Genomic DNA, 23,919 nt, shown 5'->3' with positions numbered 1-23,919 from the left:
CGGTCATGATTCCCGCCATGAGATAGGCCCACCCGGCCATCATGGCTCCACCGCCGTCCGGCGGCCGGAAGTGCACGTGCGGACCAGAATGCCCATGACGATCTCCTGACGTGGATCCCCCCAGTCACTCGATAGTCCACCAAGTGTGCCACCGCGTCGGCCTGGGCGGAACCGGAGCACCTCGCGACTCAAGCTTTTCACAAGCCGATGAGCGCGCTGGCAAACCAGGCGATTAGCCGGTCTTCGCCATGGCGTAGGCCACGGTGCCATAGGCCAGGGCCCCCGACATTTCCTGGAGCAGTTCCAGGTCGTTGTTGGCGATGGTGTCACAGGACTGGTGGTAGCAGGGATCGAGGTCCTCGCCGGCCACCCCGCCATAGCTCTGGGCCTGGGCCTCGGTCTTCCTTTTCTCATCGCCGGTGAACAGCCCGCCGCCGGGAATGCCGGCCGAGAGGAAGGCATCGTAGTCGGACCCGCCGTCAAAGGGAGTGGTCTCGGCGGGCAGCGAGTTCTCCTCGAAGTAGCGGAAGAAGATGTCCTCGATCGCCTTCGACCCGGCCGGGCCGGCGTGGCCGAAATCCGTGCCGTCGCCGTCATGCACGGACCGCACGCCGTTGGGCGAGGCCACCATGTCCACGTTCAGATACGCCGCGGTCTGGCCGATCTCCTCTTGGCTCAGCTGGTCGACGTAGTGCTGGGACCCGTACAGGCCGTCCTCCTCCCCGCCCCAGAACGCAAACCGGACCCGGTTGGCCGGCTTGATCCCGGCCTCCTTCATCCACCGCGCTGTCTCCAGGACCGCCGCCACCCCGCTGCCGTTGTCCTCAATGCCCGGACCCTCCTGCACGGAGTCCAGGTGCGCGCCCACCACCACGGTGTGCCCGGCACTGCCCCCGGTGTCGGCCAGGATGTTGAAGGACTCCACCGTCTTGCCGCGCCGGCCATCCTGTTTGAAGGTGAAGGTCTGCCGGACCGGTGCATACCCGGCCGCGCGCAGCTGCTCCTCGACATATAGGGCCGATTCCTCATATCCGGAGGTGCCCGAAGCGCGGTTTCCGCCGTTGGCATCAGCGATACTCTGCAGGGCCTTCAAATGATCAACCATGCCCCGGGGCTGGAAGGCTGCCAGCACCGTGCGCGCGTCCACCGTGCTGGCCGGCGCCTGCTCCGGCACAGCAGCACTGGGACTGGCGGACTTGGCGGGCTCGGCGGATTTGCTCGGCGCGTCGGCGGATTTGCTCGGCGCGCCGCCGGATTGGCTCGGTGCGGCACCGGGTGGGGAGCCGGCCGCGGCCCCGGAGGTACAGGCCGACGTCGATAGCAGGACCAGGACGAGGAGCGAGGGAAGTACATGCTTGCGCAGAGTGATCATGCTGGGAGCCCATCACTAGTCGGTACAAGGTCGCTTGATTTCGGCTCGACTGGTCAAGACGCTCGCCACTGACGCTCCAGTAAGTCGCGGCCACCCTCGCCCGGCAAATACTCCTATCAGGTCGAATCAGTGTGGGCCTTGCAGCTGTAACTTCAATAGCGCCCCGCTGTGAATCTGCTGTGCAATTGGGTTGCATCGACCAAGGACCGCCAGGCCCGTCCGGTGCTTAGGTCCGGAGCCTAACCGGGAGGGGCGCCGCAGACAGGCTCTGCGGCGCCCCTCCCGTGGCGGCCCTGACTAGCGGGTGCGGCCGTTAAGCGAGCAGTTCCTCCACATCCGCCGCTTCCGGGTACGCCGTTTGCGTTCCCTTCCTGGTCGCTGCCAAGGCCGCGGCAACGGACGCGAAGGCGGCAGCGGCCGGAAGCGATTCGCCGGCAGCAAGGCGCGCAGCCACGGCCCCGGTGAATGCATCGCCTGCGCCGGTGGTGTCCTTGGCGTCGACCCTGGTGGGTTCAATGCGGGTGATGTGGCCCTCGGCGCCTGCTCCGGAGTCCAGGACAACGGAGCCGTTCGCCCCCAAAGTGACCACAACACGGTGCAGTCCGCGATCGGCGAACTTGTCCCGGACCGGCGCCCACGCCGCGGTGTCAGCCCCGGCGTCGGGCACGGAGGCGCCGCCCAGGAACAGCGACGCCTCATGCGCATTCACCAGCAGGATGTCGCAGAGGGCGGCCAAGCTCGCCGGGATCTCGGCGTAGGGCGACAGATTGAGCAGAACGGTAGCCCCGGCGTCGTGGCCCAACCGGGCCGCGGCCTCAACCGTGTCCAGGCCAACCTCGAGGCACAGGCACACCACGGACGCGCCCTCGAACAATTCGGCGGAAGCGGCAACATCCCCGGGCGCCAGCGTGCCGTTGGCTCCGGCCGAGATGATGATGTTGTTCTCACCGTTCGCGTCGACGGAGATGACGGCGACGCCGGTCGCGGCATCAGGCGTGCGGCGGACGTGGGAAATGTCCACGCCGGCCCCGGCAGTGGATGCCAAGAGCATGTCACCGTTGCTGTCGTCGCCGACCGCACCGATCAGCACGACCCGGGCCCCGAGCTTGCTCGCGGCGACGGCCTGGTTGGCGCTCTTGCCTCCGGGGTTGACCGCAAAACCGTTCCCGTGCACCGTTTCACCGGGCAGGGGGAGCCTGTCGCAGTAGATGGTCAGGTCCGCGTTCAGCGAGCCGACGACGACGATCGGGGACGGGGTCGGGCGGGTCATTTCGCCTCAGCTTCTACGGGCTTGGGAATCAGCAGTGAAGCGGCGAAAGCCGCCACGGTGATGATCAGGCCCACCGTGATCGCGGTGAAGTAGGACGCCTGGGCATCGCCCGGTGCGGAGGAGGCCACGAGCGCCGCCGGCAGGACCAGGAAGCTCAGGCCGGCGCCCAGGTTGAACGCGCCGGCGTTCATGCCGGGGAGAAAGCCGGGGTTGCCAGCGGGGGAGAGGACAACGCCAAGGCCGTTCAGCATGATGTTGACCGTACCCGCGTACATGATGCCCAGCAACGCTGTTCCGGCAATCATCATGGGCAGGCTGCTGAGGCCGAAGAAGGCGATGATCGCCAGGGCCACGACGCTGCCGGCCATGCCGATCCGCAAAACTTTGGTGTAGCCGAAAACCGGGGCCAAGCGGCCGCTGATGGGTCCGACAACCCAGCCCAGGAGGGCATATGGGGTGAGGATGATGAGTGACATTTCGGTCGGTCCCACGCCGAAGCCGGGAGCCGTGGCCTGCACGTAGGCGGGAACGATCCCGTTGATGACCGCGAAGACGCCGGTCATGGTCAGGGTTGTGGTCAGCAACGGCGCCCAAGTGGAGCGCTGGCGCAGGTGGGCGGTCTCCACCATCGGCTGCGGGGAGCGCTTTTCCACCGTCCAGAACCCGAAGAAGGCGATCACTGCAACGGCGATGAGGGCAATCGCCAGTGCGAGGGTGCCGGGGGAGAAGCCACTGACCAGTTTGGAGGCCTCGTTGAGGGCTGTGAGCAGGGCGCCGACCGCGATCACGATGAAGAAGACGCCGGGCCAGTCCATCTTGGTGCCCACCGCCGGCTTGCTTTCACCGGCCAGGACGGCGACCAGGCCCGCCGCCACGACGGCCAGCACCACCATGAGCCAGAAGATGCTGCGGAACCCGAAATGCTCGGCGAAGTAACCCCCGACAAAGGAGTCGACGCCGGCAACCCCGCCGTTGACGGCGGTGATGAGGCCCATGAGGGCGCCGTACTTCCGCGGGTCGCTGACGGCGGAGCGCAGCATGATCAGGCACAGCGGGACCGTGGGGCCGCTGACGCCCTGGATGATGCGTCCGACGAAGAGCCAGGTGATATCGGGAGCCATGGCCGCGATCACCGAGCCGACAGCCATCATCAGCATCATGCCCAGCAGGATCTTCCTGCGCCCCACAATGTCGCTCAGGCGCGGCAGGAAGAGGGAAAACAGTGCTGCCGCGGTGAAGAACCACGTCTGGGACAGGCCGATCACGGCCTGATCGGTGTGGAGTTCGTTGCCCATCGTGACGAGGGCGGGGCTGAGCATCGATGCGTTGAGCTGGAAGGCAATGCAAGCCGTCAACAGGGCTGCCGTGAGTGCAGCGACGCTTCGTCGCGTGGTCTTGGATTCGTAGATCTGGGTGCTCATGAGTTGGCTCCGATTCGTGCGCCGATGCTGACGGCGGCGGACGGGTCCACGTCGCCGATGCGCACCAGGGCGTCTGTGACGAGGTTCCAGAACTTCGCGTGGTCGAGGTCCACAGCCACGGACGTGTGGCAGTCCTCCGGTGCCGGGGCGCGGAAATCCGCGACGGTCATGCCGAGCGTCAGTTGGCCCTGCAGTTCGATGTTCACGGGGACTTTGCGGGTGGTCATCACTGTGGGATCGATGACGTAGGCCACCGCGCAGGGGTCGTGGACGGGCGGGTAATCGAAGCCTTGGGCGTCCTTGTACGTCTTGGTGAAGAACTCCATCAGCTCCAGCACGAACTGGGCGGGCTTGGTACCGACGGCAGCGATTCTTTCCACGACTTCGGGGGTCGCGAGGGCCTGGTGCGTGAGGTCCAAGCCCACCATGACCACGGGCCACGGCTCGTTGAACACGATATGTGCGGCCTCGGGGTCGATGATGATGTTGAATTCGGAAACGGCGCTCCAGTTGCCTACGTGGTACCCGCCGCCCATGAGCACAACTTCTTTAACGCGTTCCACGATGCGCGGCTCCTTGCGGGCCGCCATGGCAATGTTGGTCAGTCCTGCCGTAGGCACCAGCGTCACGGTGCCAGGCTCGTGCGCCATAACAGTGTCGATGATGAGGTCGACGGCGTGGCGCGGGTCCAGTTCGATGCTGGATTCGGGCTGGGCGGGGCCGTCCATGCCGCTCTCACCGTGGATGTCGGGGGCGGTTTCGATGCTGCGGACCAAGGGCCGATCGCAGCCGGCGGCGAAGGGGACGCCGGTGATGCCGGCAATCGTGCCCACCGACAGAGCGTTGCGGGTGACCCTTTCGAGGGTCTGGTTGCCGACGACGGTTGTGACGGCGAGCAGCTCAATGTCCGGATTGCCGTGAGCCAGCAGCATGGCCACGGCGTCGTCATGGCCGGGGTCGCAGTCCAGGATGATCTTCCTGCGTTCCGGTTTCAGGGTGATGGGATCCACGTAAATATCTCCACGTCGTTGGGGTCCGCCGGGGCGGTGCGATAAAGCGTTCAGAGTGAGTTTGGCACTGTCAAGCGTCAAGCGTCAAGCGCTTAACGTAAATGACGTCAAGCGCTTGATGTCTTGCGGCAGGTGCGACGCGCCCCTCCCGGCTACGATCGAGGTATGGAATCCGGCGAACAAGTTCACGAGCTTCGGGGGCGCACCCCGCGCGTCACTGCGGCGATGGTGGCTGCGCGGGCCGGGGTCTCCACCGCAACGGTCTCCCTTGTGGCCAATGGCAAGACCCAGGGGCGGGTCTCGGAGGACAACATTTCGCGGGTCCGGGAAGCCATTGCGGAACTCGGCTATGTGGTGGACAGTATTGGCAGTTCGCTGGCCAAGGGCATCAGTTCGATCGTCATTCTCGTGGCGCCGGACATCTCCAACCCTTTCTTCGCCAACGTCATTGCCGGAGTCCGCGGCGCGCTCGGCGCCGAATACCAGCTGCTGCTCTCCGTCACGGACGCCGGGGAGTTCCCGCGCGTCGACGACGTCCGCAGGCTCTTGGCTTTGCGGCCGGCCGGGCTGCTCGTAGATGCGCCCAGCGCGGAGTTCCTGGAGGATCTTTCCGTCGCAGGCCCTCTCGTCCTGCTGGACGCCCCCGGCCTGGAGTCCTTCGCCCCCTCGGTGAATCTCGACGTCGGACACGGCGCCCGCCTGCTGGCCCGGCACCTGGCGGACGCCGGACACAAACAAGCGGCGTACGTGGACAGTGTGACCGGCACGGCGACATTCGATATCCGGCGGGCGGCATTCCTGGAGGAGTCCGCGGCGCTGGGCATCACCGTGGCCACGGACCACGTCATCGGCACCACCATCGACGTCGGAGCCGCCGCCGGAGCATTCGCCGCGGCGTGGCCGGGCTGGCAGCGGGACGGTGTCACCGCCGTCGTCTGCGCCACCGATACCCATGCCTATGGGGTGCTGCAGGAGGCGCGGGTGGCCGGCGTCCGCATTCCGCAGGAACTGGCCGTGGCAGGCTTCGATGACCTGCCCTATTCGGCCACGTCCAACCCGGGCCTCACCAGCGTCCACCTTCCGGGCGACGCCCTCGGGGCCAAGGCCGGCGAACAGCTCCGCAGGGTCATGGAGGGCAAGGGCTTGGAACAGCCCCAGCTGATACTCCAGGGTTCACTGATGGTGCGCGGTTCTACGGAAGCGGCCAGCACCTAGAAAACCGGACCGAGCCCAACCACGAGCATCCCACCGGAGGAGTTGTCAGCATGACCAACGCAGATGCCCTGACCATCCACAATGCCCGGATCTTTGACGGACATTCGCCCGAGTTGGCGATCGGATCCATCCTGTTCCGGGATGGGATCATTCAGGAGACCGGCGACGTCATCCCCGAAGGCGAGGTGATCGACGCGGACGGCCGCGTCGTGGTGCCCGGGCTCATTGATGCCCACTTTCACGCGTACGCCGTGGGCCTGGGCGGCCTTGAGGTTGAGCGCTCGCTCCTGAGCTACACAGCACTGGTGGGGGCGCGCCGCTTGGGCGCCGCGGTGCGGCGGGGATTCACTACCGTCCGCGATGTGGCCGGCGGGGACAGCGGGCTGGCCCGCGCCATCCGCAGCGGCCTGGTCACGGCTCCGAGGTACTACTACACGGGTCCGGCTCTCAGCCAGACCGGCGGGCATGGCGATCCCCGGTCCGCGGATCTGGATGTCTGCTTCGATCACGGTCACATGTGTTCCGTCGTGGACGGGGTGGACAATCTGCGCAGGGCAGTCCGGGAACGGTTCCGCACGGGAAGCCACGCCATCAAGATTATGACCTCCGGAGGGGTCGTCTCCCTGACAGATCCCATCCGGTTGCCGCAGTATTCAGCGGAAGAAGTCCGGGCGGTGGTGGACGAGGCCGCCCGGCGCAAGAGTTACGTGGCGGCCCATGCGTATTCGCCCGAGGCAATCAAGCATTCAGTGGAAAACGGCGTACGTTCCATAGAACACGGGAACCTCTTGGACCGGGACACGGCGCAGATGATGGCCGAATACGGAAGCTTCCTCGTGCCGACGCTTGCCGCCTACGACGCCATGAGCAGAAGGGGTGCAGGACTGGGGCTGAACCCCGTATCCCAGGCCAAGAACGCCGAGGTGCTTGAGGCCGGCAAGACTGCTGTTGAACTGGCCCTGCAGGCCGGGGTCAAGGTGGGCTTCGGATCCGACCTGATGGGGGACCTTGAGGACGATCAACTGCTCGGCATTCGGCTGCAGATCGAGGCGGCAGGCGTCCTGGAGACCCTGAGATCGCTGACCTCGGTAAACGCGGAGCTCCTTCAGGACCCAAGCATCGGGAGCATCGGCACTGGAATGGCGGGCGATGCCGTGATCCTGGACGGCGACCCCTTTGAGGACCCGGCAGTTCTCTGGGACAAGAACAGGCCGAGGACTGTTATCCACGACGGTCGCATCATTCGGTGACCCATCGCGGGGCAGAAATCCCGTTGTTTCTTAAAGCAATACAACTGTTGACTAGTGAGCAACTTCACAGTTAGAGTTGCGAAACCGAAAAGCCGCCGCAAAGCGGACTCGAGATCTCCAGGTGGAATGGATGGCGTGCGCGAACCGCCGCTGTCACTTCCTCTTTCTTCCCTGCGCTACACGCAATCACACGCACCGCACCCCACCACGCCCGCAATCCGGCGCGCCTTCTTTTGGCGTGCCCGCATACATGAGAGGCACTGTCCCCCATGACAGCATTCCGTTCCACTCCCTTTGACCGCAGGCAGCTCCTCAAGGCGGCGGCACTGACGCCGTTTGCGGGTCTGGCGCTCTCCGGCTGCGCGGCCAAGCCCGCCGAAAGCGCCGCCGCGAACAAGACGGTGACGGTCACGTCCTACGGCGGCTCCTACAACGACCAGCTGACCCAGACGATCCTGGACCCGTTCTCCAAAAAGACGGGCATCCAGACGACGCTGCTGGCCAACACCAGCCTGGCCGCGCTCAAGGCCCAGGTCCAGTCCGGCGACGTGCAGTGGGACCTCGTGGAAATCACGGCGCCGGAGTATGAGGTAGCCGTGGCCGAGGGGCTGCTGGAGAAGTTCGATTACGACATCATCAGCGACAAGGGCCTGCCGGGATACGCGAAGGCCGAATACGGCATCAAGTACCTGAGCTTCCTGTTCGTAATGGCGTGGGACCAGAAGGTCATTTCTGACGCGCAGGCCCCGAAGGACTGGGCCCAGTTCTTCGACCAGGGCAAGTACAACACCAAGCGCTCGGTGTACAACCAGCTGTCCGACAGCTCCGTCCTGGAAGCCGCTCTGCTGGCCGACGGTGTCCCGTTCGACCAGATCTACCCGCTCGACGTCGACCGGGCCCTGAGGGTCCTGGGCCAGCACCCGGGCAAGGACCGGCTGCTCTACCACGCGGCCAACCAGGAGCCCATCCAGCAGCTCACCTCCGGCGAGGTCTCCCTCTCCACCAGCTTCAATAACCGCATTAACGCAGCCCGCCACGACGGCGCCAAGCTCAACTTCTCCGCCGAAAATGCCGTCCTGGCCGGCGACTACTTCGTGGTGCCGAAGGGCGCCAAGAACAAGGAAGCGGCCTTCAAGTTGATGAACTTCATGTCCAACGACGCCGAGGCCGGCGCCGCGTTCGACAAGGTCACCAACCTGACCCTGGCCAACACCCCGGCGCTGTCCAAGCTGCCGAAGGAAATCGCGGACACGCTTCCCACCAGCCCCCGGCTCGCGGACAAGATCCTGGTCCGCGACGACAAATGGTGGTCGCAGAACCTGAAGAAGACCGAGCAGCAGTTCAAGCTCTGGCAGGCCAGCTGAGATGAGCAACGCAACTCTGGAACGGCCGCGGCCGCGGGGCCGCAGTGCGCCTGGCTCCGCTGAAGCAGCACCCCGGCGGCGGCGCAGCGGCTGGTGGCTGCTGCTGGCCCCGATCCTTGCCTTCGACGTCGTGCTGTTCCTGACGCCGCTAGGCAAACTGGTCGGCGCAAGCTTCGCCGACAACGCCTACCAGCGGGTCCTCGAGGACCCGCTGGTAGTGCGCGCACTCGTCAACACTCTGACCATCAGCCTGGCGAGCACCATTGTCACTGTGGTGCTCGGCTACATCATCGCCATGGTCCTGTGGCGGGCCGGTACCGTCACCCGGGTGATCCTGTTCGCCGTCGTACTCCTGCCGTTCTGGACCGGCATCCTGGTGAAGAACTTCGCCTGGGCGGTCCTACTCCAGGACAACGGCATTGTGAACGCCTTCCTGCAGGGAATCGGGCTTACGGGTGCGCCGATCCCGTTGCTGCACAACCGGTTCGCCGTGATCGTCGGCATGGTGCACTGTCTGCTGCCGTACGCGGTGTTCCCAATCTTCTCGTCGCTGACATCGATCGATGACCGGCTCGGGCTGGCGGCCCGCTCGCTTGGCGCGCGGGAAGGATCCGTCTTCCGCAGGATCACGCTGCCGCTGAGCATGCCCGGCATTTCCGCCGCCGGCCTGCTGGTCTTCATCATCAGCACGGGCTTCTTCATCACGCCCGTGGTGATGGGCGGACCCGGCGACATGATGATCGCCAACCAGATTGACTACTACGCCCGACAGCTCACGGACTTCTCCGGGGCCGCTGCGCTGGCCGTCATCCTGACAGTCATGGTCAGCATCCTCGTGGCTGTCTACCAGCGCGTCCTCAAGGCAGGAGGCCAACATGAAGACAACTAATCCGCAGCAGCGCCTGCTGGCGCTTATTTCCATCCCGGCCTTCCTCTTCCTCGTCATTCCGACGGCGATTGTGGTGCCGGTCGCGCTGAACGACAGCCGCTACATCACCTTCCCGCCGGAGGGGATCTCCTTCGCCGCCGTGGCCGGGTTCTTCGCCGACCGGGCCTGGACCTCCGCCCTGACGGCCAGCCTGCAGTCGGCCGCGATCGCCGTCGTGATCGGTGTGCTGCTGGGCGCCACCGCGGCGATCGGCCTGCACGGGCGCAAGTTCCCGGGACAGCCCGCAGTAGTGGGTCTGATCCTCGCGCCGATGATCGTGCCGACCGTGGTGCTCGCGCTGGCGTTCTACCAGTTCTTCATCTCGATCGGCATGGTGGGCAGTATCGTTCCCATCGGCCTGGCGCACGCAGTCATCGCGACCCCCTATGTGTACCTGACCACCCGTGCCAGCCTCGCCGGACTCAACCCGGCCCTCGTCCGGTCGGCGCAGAGCCTGGGGGCAGGTCCGCTCGCCGTCCTGCGGCACGTGTATCTGCCCATCATCCTGCCCGGCCTGATATCAGGGGCGCTCTTCGCGTTCTCGGTCTCCATCGATGAGACGGTGATGTCCCTGTTCATGCAGTCCCCGGGGGCCACCACCTTGCCGGTCAAGATGTTCACGGATATCCAGTTCAACCTGACCCCGAAGATCGCCGTGTCGTCCGCCCTGCTCGTCAGCGTCGCCACAATCGGGCTACTGCTCCAGGTCATGTTTGTCCTCAAGCGCCGTTCTTCAACCCGGATGCTGCCGCTGGCCGTGTCCGCACAAACGTAAGGAAAGTCGATGACCGCATCAGTGATTTCCGCGGAGTCAATTCCCGGGACGGGGAGGGCCGCCCAGGGCGCCATTGAGCTCCGCCAGGTCAGCAAACACTACGGCGACGTCGTTGCCGTGGACGGGCTGGACCTCACGGTCCAGCCCGGAGAGTTTGTGACCCTTCTGGGCCCCAGCGGCTCGGGCAAGACGACCACCATGATGATGGTTGCGGGGTTTGAAGAACACACCGCCGGAACCGTCCTCATTGACGGGCGGCCCGTGGACTCGCTGCCGCCCCGGGACCGCAATCTCGGTGTGGTGTTTCAGAACTATGCCCTGTTCCCACACATGAGCGCGCTGGAAAACGTGGAGTTTGCGCTCCGCATGAGGAAGGTGCCGCGCGCGGAACGGCGCCAGCGCGCCTCAGACGCCCTGGAGCGTGTGGGGCTCGGCAAGATGGGTGGCCGCAAGCCCCGCCAGCTGTCCGGGGGACAGCAGCAGCGGGTGGCGCTGGCCCGGGCACTGGTCTTCAACCCGGCGGCCCTGCTGCTGGATGAGCCGATGGCAGCCCTGGACAAGCGCCTCCGCGAGCAGATGCAGGAGGAGATCAAAACCCTGCAGAAGAGCCTGGGCATCACCGTCCTGTTCGTGACGCACGACCAGGATGAGGCCATGGCCATGTCGGACCGGATCGTGGTGATGAAGGACGGGAAGATCGTCCAGTCCGGCCCGCCGGAGGAGGTGTACAACCACCCCATCACCGACTGGGTGGCTAGCTTCCTCGGCGACACGAACCTCATCCCGTGCACCATCGTGGAGCGAAACGGCGAGGAGGCAGTTGTGGACCTCGGCGGACTTGGCCTGGCACGGGTCCGGGACCGCGGGGCAAGCGGCGAGAACTACGCCGTCTCCATCCGCCCGGAGCACCTCAAATTCAGGACACGGGCTACGGCAGGCAACGGATGCGCCGCGGCTCTGGTGTCTTCCACGAATCTGGGTGCCACGGTCCGCCACCGCCTCACGGCCGGCGGCCACGAACTCCAGCTCCGCGAGTTGAGCTCCGACAGGGGCACCCGGATCCTGCCGGATGAGGAGCTGTGGGTGGGCTGGGACGCGGACAAGGCCCAGTTGCTGGTCCTGGAGTCCTGATCCCGGGAGGCAGGCCAGAGGTTGGGCCGGTTCCGGTCTTCTCGTCGGGGGACATGCCCTCTTTTGGGACCCGGGGATGGACATAGGCCCACTGTGTCCATCCCTGGGCTCCGCCGGGGCACATGTCCATGGCACGCGCAACCAGCCACCGTTGGCGGTCCGCCACGCGCACCGAGCCCCAAAGCCCTGGCTTGGCAAGGCCGGCCCTAGAATGGTCTCGATGATGCCAGGACATGTAACAGCTGCTGATGGAAAGAACGTGCTGAGCGTCAGCGCGGGCATCATCACATCGGTCTGGCAGCCGGGCTCGTTTGTTGATGTCCACGACGCCAAGGACGCCATGCGGGCCGTAGCACAGGTCAGCGGCGGAACCCCGATGCCGATGCTCTCCGAAATGACGGATGTGGAGATCAGCGCGGCCGCCAGGTACGAGTTCGCGCAGACCACAGGAGTTCTGGCGATCGCTGTGCTTGGATCCAGCACCGTGGACCGTGTGATTGCGGCGGCAATGAGCCGGCACACCCTGTACCCCCACGAATTCTTCACTTCCAGGGACGACGCCATGGCCTGGCTGAACAACTTCACCTCCAGCGGCGGCCAGCCCGATGGATACGCGGACGGCATTTCCGCCCTGGCATGACGGTTTCGGCCCGCTCCGTGCGGTTAAGCCTTGTCCACCGTAGAAGCTGCCTCGGCCTCCTTGACCTGCCGGTTGGTGGCGGCCCAGCTGGCCAGCAGCCGCAGCGCATCCTCCGACGCTGAGCCGGGTTCGGCGTTGTAGACCAGCAGGGACAGCCCGGCGTCGGCTGAGACGTCCAAAGCCTCGAACATCAGGTGGAGTTCCCCGACCACCGGGTGGTGGAGGTGCTTGAGCCCGGTGTAGTGCTGGCGCACGTTGTGCGCGGCCCACAGGGTGCGGAATTCCTCGCTCCGGGTCGAGAGTTCGCCCACCAAGTCGGTCAACCCGCGGTCGTAGGGGTCCCGGCCGGCTTCGGTGCGCAGGATCGCGACCGTGTCGTTCGCCGCACGCTCCCAGTCCGGGTAGAAGCTGCGCGAACGGCCGTCCAGGAAGATGAAGCGGGCATGGTTTGCGGGGCGGGCCGGCCCCACATACATGTCCGAAAACAGGGCGTAGCCCAGCGGGTTGGCCGCAATGATGTCCATGCGCCCGTTCCGCACAAAGGCGGGCGCGTTGGTGATGGCGTTCAGCGTCAGCTGAACACTTCGCCGCACGGACTCCGCGGGACGGGGACGACGGCGGCTCCGACTGCCCGGGGCCGCCGCCCGGGCCAGATCGAAGAGGTGGGCCCGCTCGGCGTCGTCGAGTTGGAGGGCGCTTGCCACGGCGTCCAGCACACCCTCCGAAACGCCGGACAGGTTTCCCCGCTCCAGCCGGGTGTAATACTCGACGCTGACACCGGCCAGCATCGCGACTTCCCCGCGGCGCAGACCCGGCACCCGACGCTTGGCGCCGTAGACCGGCAGCCCCGACTGCTCGGGGGTGATCTTCGCCCGGCGCGAGGCAAGGAATTCGCGGGTCGCGTCTCGATTGTCCATGCCATCAACGTTAGGCCTTGTGTCCCCCTGAGGGAGACCCTGCCAGTACCCCTATCAGCAGGGTCTCCCTCACGATTTCAAAGACGGGTTTGATGGATGGTGTTCCGTTGAACAACCCCCAACGATCAACAAGCAGGAGATTCATTGCTTACCGTCAACGCTTTCGCATCACCGTCCGCGACCGAGCCGCTCGCCCTCACCACCATCGAGCGCCGCGATGTGGGCCCGCACGATGTCCTGATCGAGATCAAGTTCGCCGGGATCTGCCATTCGGACATCCACACCGTCCGCGGCGATTGGGGTCCGCAGACTTATCCACTGGTCCCCGGCCATGAAATCGCCGGGATCGTCACCGAGATCGGTTCCGCCGTGACCAAGCACGCCGTCGGCGACCGCGTCGGCGTCGGCTGCATGGTCAACTCCTGTGGCGAGTGCGTCAACTGCCAGGCCGGCGAGGAGCAGTACTGCCTGGCCGGGATGACCGGCACCTACGGCGCCGTCGACCGTGACGGCACCATCACCCAGGGCGGCTATTCCACCCATGTGGTGGTGGCCGAAGACTTCGTGGTCACCATCCCCGAGGGCATCGAGCTCGACGTCGCCGCGCCGCTGCTGTGTGCCGGCATCACCACCTACTCGCCGCTGAACCACTGGGGCGCGGGCCCCGGCAAAAAGGTCGCGATCGTCGGCCTGGGCGGCCTGGGCCACATGGCAGTCAAGATCGCCCACGCGATGGGCGCCGACGTCACCGTCCTGTCCCAGTCGCTGAAGAAGCACGAAGACGGGCTTCGCCTGGGCGCGGACCACTACTACGCCACGAGCGATGAAAACACTTTCACGGAACTCGCCGGCAGCTTTGACCTGATCATCAACACCGTCAGTGCCGCGATCGACATCAGCGCCTACCTGCAGCTGCTGTCCCTCGACGGCGCGCTGGTCAACGTCGGCGCGCCCGCGGAACCGCTCCCGGTGAACGTGTTCTCCCTGATCATGGGGCGCCGCTCCTTCGCAGGCTCGGCCATCGGCGGCATCCGCGAAACCCAGGAAATGCTCAACTTCTGCGCTGAGCACGGCCTGGGTGCCGAGATCGAGGTCATCCCGGCCGCGAAGATCAACGACGCCTACGAGCGCGTCCTGGCCTCCGACGTCCGCTACCGCTTCGTGATCGACGCCGCGACCCTGAACTAGGACGCGAAACCAAGCCTCTGAGCCCGGGCGGTCGCGGCCTCCGGTCGCGCCCGCCCCTCAACACCCAGACAAACACCCTGTGAGGAAATGACAGTGGAAATCCAAGCCAAGCAGCCAAGCGTCAAGGGACCGGTGCACATGTTCACCGGCGACGTCTGGTTTGACGTCATCGCGGCCCCGCAGCCGGAACCGTCCCGCATGCGCGTCAACGCGGTGCACTTTGCCCCGTGCGCCCGCACGGCCTGGCACTCGCACGCCGTCGGGCAGACCCTGCACGTCACCGAAGGCGTCGGCCTGATCCGGGCCCGGGGCGGCGAGGTGACGGTGATCCGGCCCGGCGACACGATCTACACGCCACCGGGCGAATGGCACTGGCACGGCGCCGCGCCGGACCATTTCATGACCCACCTTGCGATGTGGGAAGCCCCCGCCGAGGGCGCGGAGTCCGAGTGGGGTGACCTCGTGACCGACGAGGAATACAACGGCACCACGTAACACGGCTGCGCTAAAACCTCCGGGCACCGCCCCGCGCGGTGCCCGGCTAGGACCCCGGCGCGGCCGGGACTATCCAGAAACCCGCGACTTCGCCGGCGGCGGGGTCGGTGCCGGGACGGAATCCCTGAATCTGGACTGGTCCGGCCCTCAGCTCGACCCGCGTTGTCTCAGCTGCTCCGCAGTCGAGGTTCATCTCCGCTCTGCCCCCGCCCCGGAGGCCGTCCTGTGACACCGTCAAGAGCGCGTTCGGTGCGCCGATGCAGGCGGCGGTGAGCGTGTAGGTTCCCTTCGGCACTGCTGCGGCCGAGTTGCGGAATCCGCTGCCGCCAATCCCGCCCGTTCCGCCGAGGACGAGGCCGGCCGGCCGGGTGCCGAGGACTGCTTCCAGCTCGCCCAGGTTGCGCTGCTCGGCCTCGGCGAGACCCGGGTCCACCGGGGGCGTCAGCGAACGTGTCGGCCGGCCTGCCCTGGTGGGGGCCGCCGTCGGATCTGTTACGTCATCCTTGTATTCACACCCGGCCAGGCCTGCAGCCGTGCAAGCGACAGCCAACAGCAGCGCGGCACTGCGCATCCAGCGTCTTCCCCGGTGGAGTGACTTGCTCAATGGCCCGACTGATGAATTGCTCGGTGACATGCCCCGAGCCTACTGGCAGACATGCGGTCACATGCGCGTCGCTGCTGGTGCGCCGCGCTGACACGCCGCGGGCACACGCCGGCCCTGCCCGGTGTTCGTGATCTATTGCCCCGGAGCCCGATACGACGGCGTCTTCGTGGCTGCCTCGTCGAGATCCTCCGCGGTCATGAGGGGTTTCAGGTGCAGGTCCACGGCGCCGGTGGAATTGATCATCAGCGACAGCGCAACGGCGTTGGCCTGATCGGGGATATCGAAGACCCCGACGACGTCGGTCTCCCCGAAGGCGTAGTAAAAGCTATCGAGTGAGCCGCCCACCGACTTGAGGGCCTCGACGACCGCATCACGACGCTTGGTGCCGCCCTCACGCATGAGGCCCTTGATTCCGTCGCCAACGTAGTTCGCTTCGAACAGATATTTGCTCATCGTTTTTCCTATCCTGTGACGCCCAGGACATCGGCCTCCGACGCGTGCCCACTCCCAATAATGGAAGGTCCGGGGCTGGTCCCAGAGTGGGGCCTGCCCACATGCTAGGCCTTCCACTGCACCCATACAACGGTTTATTGGCGGGCCCCGAGCGCGCCCGCCGGGCAATCCGGCCCTACCGCCGGCCGGAGGACTGGAACATAATCGCCGTATCAACCCCGTACGGACAATGGAGGCGATCGACGTGTCTGTTTACACGCTCGGAATCTGGCTGGTGCATCCCGGCCGCGAGAACGATTTTGTGCAGGCCTGGCGGGACCTGGCCAGGAAAACCAAGGAGGATTTTCCCAACGCCAAAGCCGTGTTGATGCACGACCGCGACGTCAAGAACCGGTTCATCAGCACCGGTCCCTGGGAATCCCTGGAACAGATTGAGCAGTGGCGGGACTCTGCTCTGTTCAAGCAGAGCGTCGATGCAATGAAAGACATGCTGGAACATTTCGAGTCGCGCACCCTGGACGAGGCCGCCAGCATCGGCTGGGACGCGACCGATATGTGAATATCCCGGGAAGCGGGTTGCCGCCGCCTGCGCGGCCACCCACGTTCCCGCAGGCTATTCGGCCTCCAGCGCCTCGAAGACGGCAGTCAGCAGGACATCGTTCTGGCCCCAGACGGGATCGAAGATTTCTACGTACCAGGCATCCGCCAGGACGAGGGCTAATGTCTCGTTGGTCTCGGCCGCCCAGTCCCTGAGCTGGTCTTCCCCAACCGGCCCCTCGCTGCTTCCGAGCACGGTCACGACGTCGTCATCCTGGACGGTCACGGGGATGGAGGCGCTGCTCGTCTCACCGGGGGCGTGCGCGACGGTCACCAGGGCGGTCCGGGTGGACACCGCCAGGAGCGCCATCGCCGTCTCCGGGCTGCAGAACGCCGTCACGTAGGCGCGCTGCGCGAGGCCCCCGGCCTGGACTCCCGGCTGGGATTCCTTGGTGAAGAGCCCGTTGCGGTTGAGCCGGGCGAGGTCTCCGGCGATGGCCGCGGTCTCGTCGTCGAACCCGGGGGAGAAGACTCCCGGCTGGTACTGGCTGTTGCCTTCCAGCCAGCGCGCGGTCAGTTCGCCGGCCGCCGCGATGGAGGTCGCCTGCCGCCAGACCTCGCGGTCCGCGAGAAGCCGGCCGAAGCTGTCCCGTTCCGTCGTGAACCTGACCTCTGACATTCAGGCCTCCTTTGCTGTGGACTGCGATGTGGGATGCGGGGTGGGGTGCGGTGTGGGGAGCGTCTGCGGGGCGTGGTGCTGCAGGAGGACTGACAACCGTTCGCAGCTGACCCGGAGCGCTTCCAGTTCACGCCGGCTATAGTCCTCGATGATCGCGTTGATGCGCTCGGCGAGGTGCTCGTCGTCGAGCTCGAACTCGTGCGTCAGTGTGGCCACGGAGAGCCCGTCCGCCGGCCGAATCTCCCAGCCGCCGCCAAGCTCGCGGAGCGGGGGTTCGAGGTCCAACTGGTGGAACTCGGCGCGGTGACTGGCGGCATCAAAGACACGCCAGCAGTGGCTTGAACTGAGCGAGCCGTTGGAAACCACCGACGTACGGAGCTCGTGCCCGGCGTCGTCGCCGCTGACGCGCTCCGAGTACACCGTCAAGCCGTCGAGGTAGGGCCAGTGTGAGGCGTCCCGCAGCATGCTGAAGACAAGGTCTGCCGGGGCGTTGATGCCGAGCCGGTGCGTGGTCCGGTGCGTCCTCTGGTGCGTGCTCACTGACAAGTTCACCCCTCCTGTGTCGTGCTGTCACCCTGCAGGTCTTCTATGCAGGCTAGGCCAGTTGCGGCCCGCCGTGAACAATTCCTTCCCGCCACGTCACGCAGGGCAATCTTCGGTAACACTGGGCGTCTTCAGGCCGCGTCCGCGGACGCCGGATGAACGGGTATTACCGCCTGTATCCCTTGGTTTCACCCGGTTTCGCGGCGCTTTGACCGGCTTTCCCGCGCCCCGGATAGTTGCTGCCACCAGCACCACCGACAACTACTCTCAAGGGGAGAACATGTCCAGTCTTTCGTTCAAATCAGGCGTCGCCGTCGCGTTGGCGGCCACTACTGCCCTGGGTCTCGCGGCCTGCTCCGACCCCGGCGCCGCCGCTGCCGGCGACACGTCCGCGGCGCCGTCGTCCTCCTCCGGCGTCAAGCAGTTCAACCTCTCTCCGCAGCAGGACCGCACCAAGGCCACGGTGGATGGCGCGGCCGCCGCGCTCGTCCCGGATGCCATCAAGAAGGACGGGAAACTGACTGTGGCGGTGAGTCCGTTCGCGGCGCCGCTGGCCGTTTACGCCACGGACAACAAGACTCCGGTGGGGAACGAGGTGGATCTCGCGGTCGCACTGGCCGAGTCGCTGGGCCTGGAGGCGGATATTGTCCCGACGGCATGGGCCGACTGGCCGCTCGGCGTCGATTCCGGCAAGTACGAGGCAGTGCTCTCCAATGTCACCGTCACGGAGGAGCGCAAGCTCAAGTTCGACTTCGCCAGCTACCGCGAGGACAAACTCGGCTTCTACGCCAAGGCGGACAGCAACACCACCAAGGTCGAGTCGGCCCCGGACGTCGCAGGCAAGCGCGTGATCGTCGGCTCGGGCACGAACCAGGAGGCCATCTTGCTGCGCTGGGATGAGGAGAACAAGAAGAATGGCCTCAAGCCTGTGGAGTTCCAGTATTTCGACGACGACTCCGCCTCCCAGCTGGCCGTCCAGTCCGGCCGCGCGGACCTCACCTTCGGCCCGAACGCCACGGCAGCCTACAAGACCGCCACGGACGCCAAGACCAAGCTGGTGGGCCTGGTCGACGGCGGCTGGCCGCTGAAGGCCAGCATCGCCGTCACCACCAAGAAGGACAACGGCTTCGCCGCCGCGGCCCAGGCCGGACTGAATCACCTGATCCAGGACGGCAGCTACGCCAAGATCCTGAACCGCTGGGGGCTGTCCGAGGAGGCCGTAGCGACGTCGGAGCTGAACCCGGCGGGCCTGCCGAAGAAGTAGCCCGCCAATCGATTGCTCCGTAACCGCCCTTCTGAGCCTCGAATGGGGCGGCTACGGAGCAATCGATGGTGCCGGACACAAAAGAATCCCCGCCTGGAACGTCTCCGGCGGGGATTCTTTGTGGCTATTCTTTGTGGCTTCGATTCTTCATGTCTGCCTGGTGATGCATGTGTGGAAGATCGATTGCTCCGTAACCGCCCTTCTGGGTCTCGAATAGGGCGGTTACGGAGCAACCGATGGTGATTTCCTAGGCCCGCGCCGTGACGGAACCGGCCTCGACCTCCGCCTCGATGCCGGCGGCTGTGCGGACTGGGGTGGCCAGGCCGAGGTTCTTCCGCAGCGTGCTGCCCGCGTACTCCGTGGGGTACACACCGCGCTCCTGCAGTTCCGGCACGAGGTGGTTGACGATGTCATCGAGTCCGGACGGGATGAGCCACGGCGAGATGTTGAAGCCGTCGACGGCGCCGGTCCGCGCGTACTCGGCGAGCCGGTCGGCGACCTCGGTGTACGAGCCGGTGAAGGTAGAGTCACCCCGGCTGGTCTTGGCCGAGACAAATTGCCGGATGGACAGGCCCTTCTCCTTGGCCTCGGCCCGCCACTGGTCGGCCAGTTGGCTGGTCTTAGCGCCATGGAAGCCGCTGCCGCGGGTTTCGGAGGTTTCGTCCACCACAGGGTCGATGTCCGGCAGCGGGCCGTCGGGATCGTAGCCCTGCAGCTCCCGGCCCCAGAACTGCTCGAGGTACGCGATGGCCTGCTGCGGGCCGATCTGCAGGCTGCGGACCCAGGCCTTCTTTTCGAGGGCCTCCCGCGGTGTGGCGGCGAGAATGAACTCGCCGGCAGGCATGATCTTCACGTCCTGGGCGCCCCGGCCGGCCCGGAGCGTGCGCTCCACGATGTCGCGGCGGAATTCCAGCGCGTCCTCCAGCTGCGGGTGCGCGGAAAAGATGACGTCCGCCTGCCGTGCGGCGAAGTCCCTGCCCTCGGGCGAATCCCCGGCCTGGAACAGCACCGGCCGGTACTGTGCGCTGCGCGGCAGCCGCGGGGTGACGTCGACGGAATAGTGCTGGCCGCTGTGGCGCACCCGCCGGACCGCCCCCTCCGCCGACCACCGGGCAGCGGCCGCCGAGGCCGCGATCGCGCCGTCGTCCCACGCGTCCCAGATGCGCTTGGCGGTTTCCACGAATGCCTCGGCGTGGGTGTACCGGCCGGCGTGGTCCAGGTAGCCGCCGCGACGGAAGTTGGCGCCGGTCCAGGCGTTGTCTGTGGTGACGATGTTCCAGGCCGCGCGGCCACCGGAGAGCAGATCCAAGGTGGAGAGCCGGTGCGCCAGGTCTGCGGGGTCGTTGTACGTGGTGTTCTGGGTGGCGACCAGGCCGATGTGGGTGGTCACGGCGGCGAGGGCTGCCAGCGCGGTCTGCGCGTCGGGACGGCCGGCGATGTCGAGGGCGTGCGGGCGGCCGAGGTGCTCGCGCAGCCGCAGGCCTTCGCCGAGGAAGAACGCTGCGAACAGGCCGCGCTCGGCGGTTTGGGCGATGCGCCGGAACGATTCAAAATCGGTTTGGGAGCCGGACTCGGCGCTCTTCCAGACGGTTCCGGAGTTGACGCCTTGGAAGAACACGCCCAGCTGGAGCTGACCGGAAGGGGTGAATTCGGCAGGGTTGGTGCTGTGGCTCATGGTGAACTCCTTAGTTTTCCGCGCCGGGGGCGGCTGTTCCGGCTGTTATGGCGGCGTACCGGCTGGCGGGGCGCGCCAGCCCCAGCTGCTCGCGGAACGTGACGTCCGCGGTGGTGGGGGCCAGGAGCCCGCGCCGGCGCAGCTCAGGCAGCACCAGCCGCGACAGTTCCTCAAGATCCGTGTCCAGCACCGCGGGGTGCAGGCGGACGCCGTCGGCCCGGGCCAGCACCTCGGTGAGCAGTTCGGTCAGCTCCGCCGCCGGCCCGGCGAAACGCGCCCGCGGGCTCTGCCACGCGGTGTGGCGGTTCAGCCCGGCCAGCCGTTGTGCGGCAGCCTGGCCGCGGGAGTCCAGCACGACGTCGAGCTCGGCGATCAGCGCGGGCGCACTCCCGCCGGCGGCGAGTCCTGCCCGCGTCGCCGCGAGCTCGGCGGCCAGGAGTTCGGGTGTCGGGGCCGAGACCAGCAGCGCGTCGGCCGCCCCGGCCGCGACGGCCTCCGGGGTGAGGAGCCCGGCTGGGGCCAGCACAGGGAGCTGGCCCTGGGGCGGCCGCGGAATGATCGACGGACCCTTGACGGAATAGCTGCCGTTCTCGACGTCGATGTAGTGCAGCTTGTCGACGTCGAGGTAGCGCCCGGTGGGGACGTCGCGGATCACAGCGTCGTCCTCCCAGGAGTCCCAGAGCCTTCGGCTGACCTCGATCGAATCGGCGGCCTCCCGGGACAGCCGCTCCCCGCGCACGGTGTCCCGTCCGACGGCGGCGGCATCGGCTGCGCTTGGCGAGGCGGCCACGAGCCAGCCGGCCCGTCCGCCGGAGACGTAGTCCAGGCTGGCCAGCTGGGTTGAGATGTGGAATGGCTCGGTGTAGACGGTGTCCACTTCCGGGATCAGGGCGAGGGAGCGGGTCACGGGACCGGCGAACGCGGCCCGCTGCAGGGCGTTGAGCCGGGCCGCGGCGTCCCGACCCGGGTGACCGGGGTCCGGCTCGCCTGGCGGCCCCGGCTGATCAGGGTCCGGCAGGCCGGGGTCGGAAAACGTCGCCGCGTGGAATCCGGCGGACTCGGCGGCCAGCACAGCGCCGCGGAGGTGTTCCGGGCCCAGCACGGACGCGGGTGCGGTGCGGGAAACCCGCCACGCAGCGGGGTGGCTGCCGGCGCCGTCGAGATCCAGCAGGAGCAGGCCGTGTCCCAGGGACACGTCTTTGGCGGGAGGGTTGCTCATGATGCGTCCTGTCGTTCGTAGGGGATCTGTTCGCCGGCTTCGATGGCCACCGGCAGGCGGTTCTCGGCCGGTGGCAGCGGGCACGTGGCGAGATCCGTGTAGGCGCACGGCAAGTTCACCGCGCGGTTGAAGTCGAGCCAGACCGTGCCGTGGGCGCCCGGAGCCGGCACAGTGAGTGCGCGGTTGGCCGCGTAGGTGCTCTTGCCCGATGTCGCGTCCGTGAAGAGCACCGACAGGGTGCCCGGGGTGTGGCCGTTGAAGGCGGTGAGGCTCAGGTCCTTGCCGCGGAGCCGGAAGCGGATTTCCCCTGGGGCCTCGTAGACATGGTGGATTCCTTCGACCGCCGCGCCCACGGTGGTGGGCCGCGGTTCGGCGAACGGGAAGAATATTCCTGAAATGGCATATTCAGGAGTGGGGGCGTAGGCGGGTGTCCCGCGGTAGCTGGTGAGGAGGGGGTTCAGGGGATGCCGCGGTCGCACGACATAGCGGCCGCCGCGTTTGGCGAGCTCGATCACCGTATGACCGGCGCCGGCATCTTCTACACGCAGATTCAGGCCCTCGCGCTCGGGAATCGGGCCAAGGAACACGGTGGCTCCGGTCCCGTCGGCGTTCAGTTCCTGCCCGTCGCGAAGGACGCGTTCGCCTGCCCCCAAACCCAGGCGGACGACGTCGTCCTCGACGCTCCACGTGCCCGGCGCGCCGTCCAGCCGGGCGGGCGAGGCATCGAGCCAGTGCAGGTGGGTGACGGCGAGGAAGCCGTGGGGGTCGGCGCGGTGTCGTTCGTGCGCGGCATGCCAATCCGCCCAGGCGGCTTGGAATTCATTGCGGGGACGGCCGTCGGGACCGGTCCGGCGGTCCGGGGAGCGGCCGTCGGTGTCAGTGGGTGTAGACATGGTTGCTCCTGTGGTTGCTGTGGTCGGTTGTTCCAGTTGCTTCATTTGCCGGTCCCGAAGTTGGCCTCGGTGACGGTCGTGGACTCGGGAAGGGCTTCCTCGGACAGTCCCCAGCGGTCCAGGACCTTGGCGTAGGACCCGTCCTTGACCGCGGAGTTCAGTGCGTCCGTGATGGCCGGGGCCAGGCCGTTGCCCTTGAGCGTGGTGGCCGCGACCAGGGTCTCGGACGGCCAGCCGGCGTTGACCTTGCCCACCACCTTGAGGTCGTCGCGGGTGTTTTCCCGGTACGTGACCGACGGGTAGGGCGCGAGGTTCAGGTCGGTGCGGCCCGAGGACAGGGCCAGGATGGTGTCGGCGTCGGCGGAGTAGTACTGCAGCTCCGCCGGCGCCTTGCCCTTGGCCTCCAGCTCCTTGTTCCAGGCGATCAGGATCTTCTCCTGGTTGGTGCCCGAGCCCACGGAGATCTTCAGGCCGGAGATGTCAGCGGAGCCCTTGATGTTGTAGTTGGAGCCCTTCTTCGCCTCGAAGCCCATGTACGCGGCGCGGTAGGTGGAGAAGTCGAAGAGCTTCACGCGGGCGGCGTTGATGCCCACATTGGAGAACACGGCCTCGAAGTCGCCGGACTGGGTCTTCAGGGGCCAGTTCTCCCAGGAGGTCACCTGGACATCCAGCGCCAGGCCCAGCTTGTCCGCGACCAGTTGGGCCAGGTCCACCTCGACGCCGATCGGGGTCTTGTCGTCCGTGGCATGGAAGGACAGCGGAATCGAGCCCGCCGTCGTGGCCACGGTCAGCTTGCCGTCCTTGCCTATCAGCGCGGGGACCTCCGCGGCCAGGGCGGCGTCCTTCTCGGCCCTGATGCGCTGCTGGTCCGGCGAGGTGTTGTAGACGACGCCGTTGCGCGCCGCCGTCGTCGCCGGTTGCGCACCGGCAGCCGCGGAGGCGCCGGGATCTGCGCAAGCACTCAGTGCCAGCGTGCCGGAAAGGGTGCCGATGAGGACGACGGCGGGAAGCGCCGCACGCTTCCGCCGGAGACTAGTACTGGGACGGGCGGTGTGGAGGGCGGAGCTGATTGCCAT

Annotated in this window: 24 protein-coding genes; 11 read left to right on the top strand and 13 right to left on the bottom strand. The window is 66.7% G+C overall.

Annotated features, from left to right (window positions below; all coding sequences use genetic code 11):
* Nucleotides 1–232: 232 nt before the first annotated feature.
* The 4 genes from BLS42_RS16330 to BLS42_RS16315 all read right to left on the bottom strand — a co-directional run bounded on the left by BLS42_RS16330 (nt 233) and on the right by BLS42_RS16315 (nt 5,073).
* Complete coding sequence (locus tag BLS42_RS16330) at nt 233–1,372, bottom strand: M28 family metallopeptidase (RefSeq protein WP_090583027.1); 1,140 nt, start codon at nt 1,370–1,372, stop codon at nt 233–235.
* A 313-nt stretch (nt 1,373–1,685) separates the two neighbouring features.
* Nucleotides 1,686–2,642: a ribokinase gene (locus tag BLS42_RS16325; RefSeq protein WP_090583025.1), complete on the bottom strand. Its 957-nt coding sequence runs from the start codon at nt 2,640–2,642 to the stop codon at nt 1,686–1,688.
* Nucleotides 2,639–4,063 (bottom strand): uridine transporter UriT, encoded by a 1,425-nt coding sequence (locus BLS42_RS16320; protein ID WP_090583023.1) that lies wholly within the window; start codon nt 4,061–4,063, stop codon nt 2,639–2,641. Before BLS42_RS16320 ends, BLS42_RS16325 begins: the two co-directional genes overlap by 4 nt.
* The gene (locus BLS42_RS16315) at nt 4,060–5,073 is read right to left on the bottom strand and encodes a uridine-preferring nucleoside hydrolase UriH (protein ID WP_256336510.1); all 1,014 of its coding nucleotides are present in this window, start codon (nt 5,071–5,073) and stop codon (nt 4,060–4,062) included. The genes BLS42_RS16320 and BLS42_RS16315 overlap by 4 nt, the downstream gene beginning before the upstream one ends.
* 165 nt (nt 5,074–5,238) lie before the next feature.
* On the opposite strand from BLS42_RS16315, the gene BLS42_RS16310 reads away from it, so the two are divergent.
* The 7 genes from BLS42_RS16310 (at nt 5,239) to BLS42_RS16280 (ending at nt 12,376) form a co-directional block, all read left to right on the top strand.
* Entirely contained in the window at nt 5,239–6,288 is a 1,050-nt protein-coding gene (locus BLS42_RS16310) for a LacI family DNA-binding transcriptional regulator (RefSeq protein WP_090583021.1), read from the top strand.
* Between the two features lie 50 nt (nt 6,289–6,338).
* Nucleotides 6,339–7,538 carry a metal-dependent hydrolase family protein gene (locus BLS42_RS16305; RefSeq protein WP_090583019.1) on the top strand — a complete coding sequence of 400 codons (1,200 nt, stop codon included), beginning with the start codon at nt 6,339–6,341 and terminating at the stop codon, nt 7,536–7,538.
* Between the two features lie 269 nt (nt 7,539–7,807).
* Nucleotides 7,808–8,902 carry an extracellular solute-binding protein gene (locus BLS42_RS16300; protein WP_090583017.1) on the top strand — a complete coding sequence of 365 codons (1,095 nt, stop codon included), beginning with the start codon at nt 7,808–7,810 and terminating at the stop codon, nt 8,900–8,902.
* Between the two features lies 1 nt (nt 8,903).
* Nucleotides 8,904–9,791 carry an ABC transporter permease gene (locus BLS42_RS16295; protein WP_090583015.1) on the top strand — a complete coding sequence of 296 codons (888 nt, stop codon included), beginning with the start codon at nt 8,904–8,906 and terminating at the stop codon, nt 9,789–9,791.
* On the top strand, nt 9,778–10,605 hold the full coding sequence (locus BLS42_RS16290) for an ABC transporter permease (protein WP_090583013.1): 828 nt from the start codon (nt 9,778–9,780) through the stop codon (nt 10,603–10,605). Before BLS42_RS16295 ends, BLS42_RS16290 begins: the two co-directional genes overlap by 14 nt.
* A gap of 9 nt (nt 10,606–10,614) precedes the next feature.
* On the top strand, nt 10,615–11,736 hold the full coding sequence (locus tag BLS42_RS16285; RefSeq protein ID WP_090583011.1) for an ABC transporter ATP-binding protein: 1,122 nt from the start codon (nt 10,615–10,617) through the stop codon (nt 11,734–11,736).
* 220 nt (nt 11,737–11,956) lie between these two features.
* Complete coding sequence (locus BLS42_RS16280) at nt 11,957–12,376, top strand: DUF7793 family protein (RefSeq protein WP_176803479.1); 420 nt, start codon at nt 11,957–11,959, stop codon at nt 12,374–12,376.
* 23 nt (nt 12,377–12,399) lie between these two features.
* Here BLS42_RS16280 and BLS42_RS16275 read toward each other — a convergent pair whose 3' ends face one another.
* Nucleotides 12,400–13,293 (bottom strand): helix-turn-helix transcriptional regulator, encoded by an 894-nt coding sequence (locus BLS42_RS16275; protein ID WP_090583008.1) that lies wholly within the window; start codon nt 13,291–13,293, stop codon nt 12,400–12,402.
* Nucleotides 13,294–13,437: 144 nt separating this feature from the next.
* On the opposite strand from BLS42_RS16275, the gene BLS42_RS16270 reads away from it, so the two are divergent.
* Entirely contained in the window at nt 13,438–14,481 is a 1,044-nt protein-coding gene (locus BLS42_RS16270; protein ID WP_090583006.1) for an NAD(P)-dependent alcohol dehydrogenase, read from the top strand.
* An 87-nt stretch (nt 14,482–14,568) separates the two neighbouring features.
* Nucleotides 14,569–14,976, top strand: a complete 408-nt coding sequence (locus BLS42_RS16265; RefSeq protein WP_218122122.1) for a (R)-mandelonitrile lyase — start codon at nt 14,569–14,571, stop codon at nt 14,974–14,976.
* A gap of 46 nt (nt 14,977–15,022) precedes the next feature.
* Here BLS42_RS16265 and BLS42_RS16260 read toward each other — a convergent pair whose 3' ends face one another.
* Complete coding sequence (locus tag BLS42_RS16260) at nt 15,023–15,547, bottom strand: hypothetical protein (RefSeq protein WP_218122121.1); 525 nt, start codon at nt 15,545–15,547, stop codon at nt 15,023–15,025.
* A gap of 165 nt (nt 15,548–15,712) precedes the next feature.
* Nucleotides 15,713–16,033, bottom strand: coding sequence for a GYD domain-containing protein (locus tag BLS42_RS16255; RefSeq protein ID WP_090583000.1), 321 nt, complete (start codon nt 16,031–16,033; stop codon nt 15,713–15,715).
* 229 nt (nt 16,034–16,262) lie between these two features.
* Here BLS42_RS16255 and BLS42_RS16250 point away from each other — a divergent pair, with 229 nt between their 5' ends.
* The gene (locus BLS42_RS16250; protein WP_090582998.1) at nt 16,263–16,592 is read left to right on the top strand and encodes an antibiotic biosynthesis monooxygenase family protein; all 330 of its coding nucleotides are present in this window, start codon (nt 16,263–16,265) and stop codon (nt 16,590–16,592) included.
* 54 nt (nt 16,593–16,646) lie between these two features.
* On the opposite strand, the gene BLS42_RS16245 is transcribed toward BLS42_RS16250, so the two are convergent.
* Together BLS42_RS16245 and BLS42_RS16240 are read right to left on the bottom strand one after the other, a co-directional pair.
* Nucleotides 16,647–17,249 carry a DUF6919 domain-containing protein gene (locus BLS42_RS16245; protein WP_090582996.1) on the bottom strand — a complete coding sequence of 201 codons (603 nt, stop codon included), beginning with the start codon at nt 17,247–17,249 and terminating at the stop codon, nt 16,647–16,649.
* Complete coding sequence (locus BLS42_RS16240; RefSeq protein ID WP_090582994.1) at nt 17,250–17,789, bottom strand: SRPBCC family protein; 540 nt, start codon at nt 17,787–17,789, stop codon at nt 17,250–17,252. It lies immediately after the preceding gene.
* Between the two features lie 283 nt (nt 17,790–18,072).
* On the opposite strand from BLS42_RS16240, the gene BLS42_RS16235 reads away from it, so the two are divergent.
* Entirely contained in the window at nt 18,073–19,056 is a 984-nt protein-coding gene (locus BLS42_RS16235; protein WP_090582992.1) for an ABC transporter substrate-binding protein, read from the top strand.
* A 247-nt stretch (nt 19,057–19,303) separates the two neighbouring features.
* Here the strand turns inward: BLS42_RS16235 and BLS42_RS16230 are convergent, their stop codons facing one another.
* From BLS42_RS16230 to BLS42_RS16215, 4 genes are read right to left on the bottom strand one after another with little or no spacing between them, the layout of a single operon-like run.
* On the bottom strand, nt 19,304–20,731 hold the full coding sequence (locus BLS42_RS16230) for an NtaA/DmoA family FMN-dependent monooxygenase (protein ID WP_090582990.1): 1,428 nt from the start codon (nt 20,729–20,731) through the stop codon (nt 19,304–19,306).
* 10 nt (nt 20,732–20,741) lie between these two features.
* A complete protein-coding gene (locus BLS42_RS16225; protein ID WP_090582988.1) occupies nt 20,742–21,950 on the bottom strand; it encodes an LLM class flavin-dependent oxidoreductase in 1,209 nt (402 codons plus the stop codon).
* Nucleotides 21,947–22,843, bottom strand: coding sequence for a DUF1684 domain-containing protein (locus BLS42_RS16220; protein ID WP_090582986.1), 897 nt, complete (start codon nt 22,841–22,843; stop codon nt 21,947–21,949). The genes BLS42_RS16225 and BLS42_RS16220 overlap by 4 nt, the downstream gene beginning before the upstream one ends.
* Before the next feature lie 41 nt (nt 22,844–22,884).
* Nucleotides 22,885–23,919: an ABC transporter substrate-binding protein gene (locus BLS42_RS16215; protein WP_090582984.1), complete on the bottom strand. Its 1,035-nt coding sequence runs from the start codon at nt 23,917–23,919 to the stop codon at nt 22,885–22,887.

This window comes from Arthrobacter sp. ov407, assembly GCF_900102895.1.
In the GTDB taxonomy this organism is placed as follows: Bacteria; Actinomycetota; Actinomycetes; order Actinomycetales; family Micrococcaceae; genus Arthrobacter.
This window is presented reverse-complemented; position numbering and strand designations above follow the sequence as displayed.

Bases quoted from the DNA above. Each gene is read 5' to 3' on its own strand.
- BLS42_RS16330 (WP_090583027.1), bottom strand. From the start codon at position 1,372: ATGATCACTCTGCGCAAGCATGTACTTCCCTCGCTCCTCGTCCTGGTC.
- BLS42_RS16325 (WP_090583025.1), bottom strand. From the start codon at position 2,642: ATGACCCGCCCGACCCCGTCCCCGATCGTCGTCGTCGGCTCGCTGAAC.
- BLS42_RS16320 (WP_090583023.1), bottom strand. From the start codon at position 4,063: ATGAGCACCCAGATCTACGAATCCAAGACCACGCGACGAAGCGTCGCT.
- BLS42_RS16310 (WP_090583021.1), top strand. From the start codon at position 5,239: ATGGAATCCGGCGAACAAGTTCACGAGCTTCGGGGGCGCACCCCGCGC.
- BLS42_RS16305 (WP_090583019.1), top strand. From the start codon at position 6,339: ATGACCAACGCAGATGCCCTGACCATCCACAATGCCCGGATCTTTGAC.
- BLS42_RS16300 (WP_090583017.1), top strand. From the start codon at position 7,808: ATGACAGCATTCCGTTCCACTCCCTTTGACCGCAGGCAGCTCCTCAAG.
- BLS42_RS16295 (WP_090583015.1), top strand. From the start codon at position 8,904: ATGAGCAACGCAACTCTGGAACGGCCGCGGCCGCGGGGCCGCAGTGCG.
- BLS42_RS16290 (WP_090583013.1), top strand. From the start codon at position 9,778: ATGAAGACAACTAATCCGCAGCAGCGCCTGCTGGCGCTTATTTCCATC.
- BLS42_RS16285 (WP_090583011.1), top strand. From the start codon at position 10,615: ATGACCGCATCAGTGATTTCCGCGGAGTCAATTCCCGGGACGGGGAGG.
- BLS42_RS16280 (WP_176803479.1), top strand. From the start codon at position 11,957: ATGATGCCAGGACATGTAACAGCTGCTGATGGAAAGAACGTGCTGAGC.
- BLS42_RS16275 (WP_090583008.1), bottom strand. From the start codon at position 13,293: ATGGACAATCGAGACGCGACCCGCGAATTCCTTGCCTCGCGCCGGGCG.
- BLS42_RS16265 (WP_218122122.1), top strand. From the start codon at position 14,569: ATGACAGTGGAAATCCAAGCCAAGCAGCCAAGCGTCAAGGGACCGGTG.
- BLS42_RS16260 (WP_218122121.1), bottom strand. From the start codon at position 15,547: ATGCGCAGTGCCGCGCTGCTGTTGGCTGTCGCTTGCACGGCTGCAGGC.
- BLS42_RS16255 (WP_090583000.1), bottom strand. From the start codon at position 16,033: ATGAGCAAATATCTGTTCGAAGCGAACTACGTTGGCGACGGAATCAAG.
- BLS42_RS16250 (WP_090582998.1), top strand. From the start codon at position 16,263: ATGGAGGCGATCGACGTGTCTGTTTACACGCTCGGAATCTGGCTGGTG.
- BLS42_RS16245 (WP_090582996.1), bottom strand. From the start codon at position 17,249: ATGTCAGAGGTCAGGTTCACGACGGAACGGGACAGCTTCGGCCGGCTT.
- BLS42_RS16235 (WP_090582992.1), top strand. From the start codon at position 18,073: ATGTCCAGTCTTTCGTTCAAATCAGGCGTCGCCGTCGCGTTGGCGGCC.
- BLS42_RS16230 (WP_090582990.1), bottom strand. From the start codon at position 20,731: ATGAGCCACAGCACCAACCCTGCCGAATTCACCCCTTCCGGTCAGCTC.
- BLS42_RS16225 (WP_090582988.1), bottom strand. From the start codon at position 21,950: ATGAGCAACCCTCCCGCCAAAGACGTGTCCCTGGGACACGGCCTGCTC.
- BLS42_RS16220 (WP_090582986.1), bottom strand. From the start codon at position 22,843: ATGTCTACACCCACTGACACCGACGGCCGCTCCCCGGACCGCCGGACC.
- BLS42_RS16215 (WP_090582984.1), bottom strand. From the start codon at position 23,919: ATGGCAATCAGCTCCGCCCTCCACACCGCCCGTCCCAGTACTAGTCTC.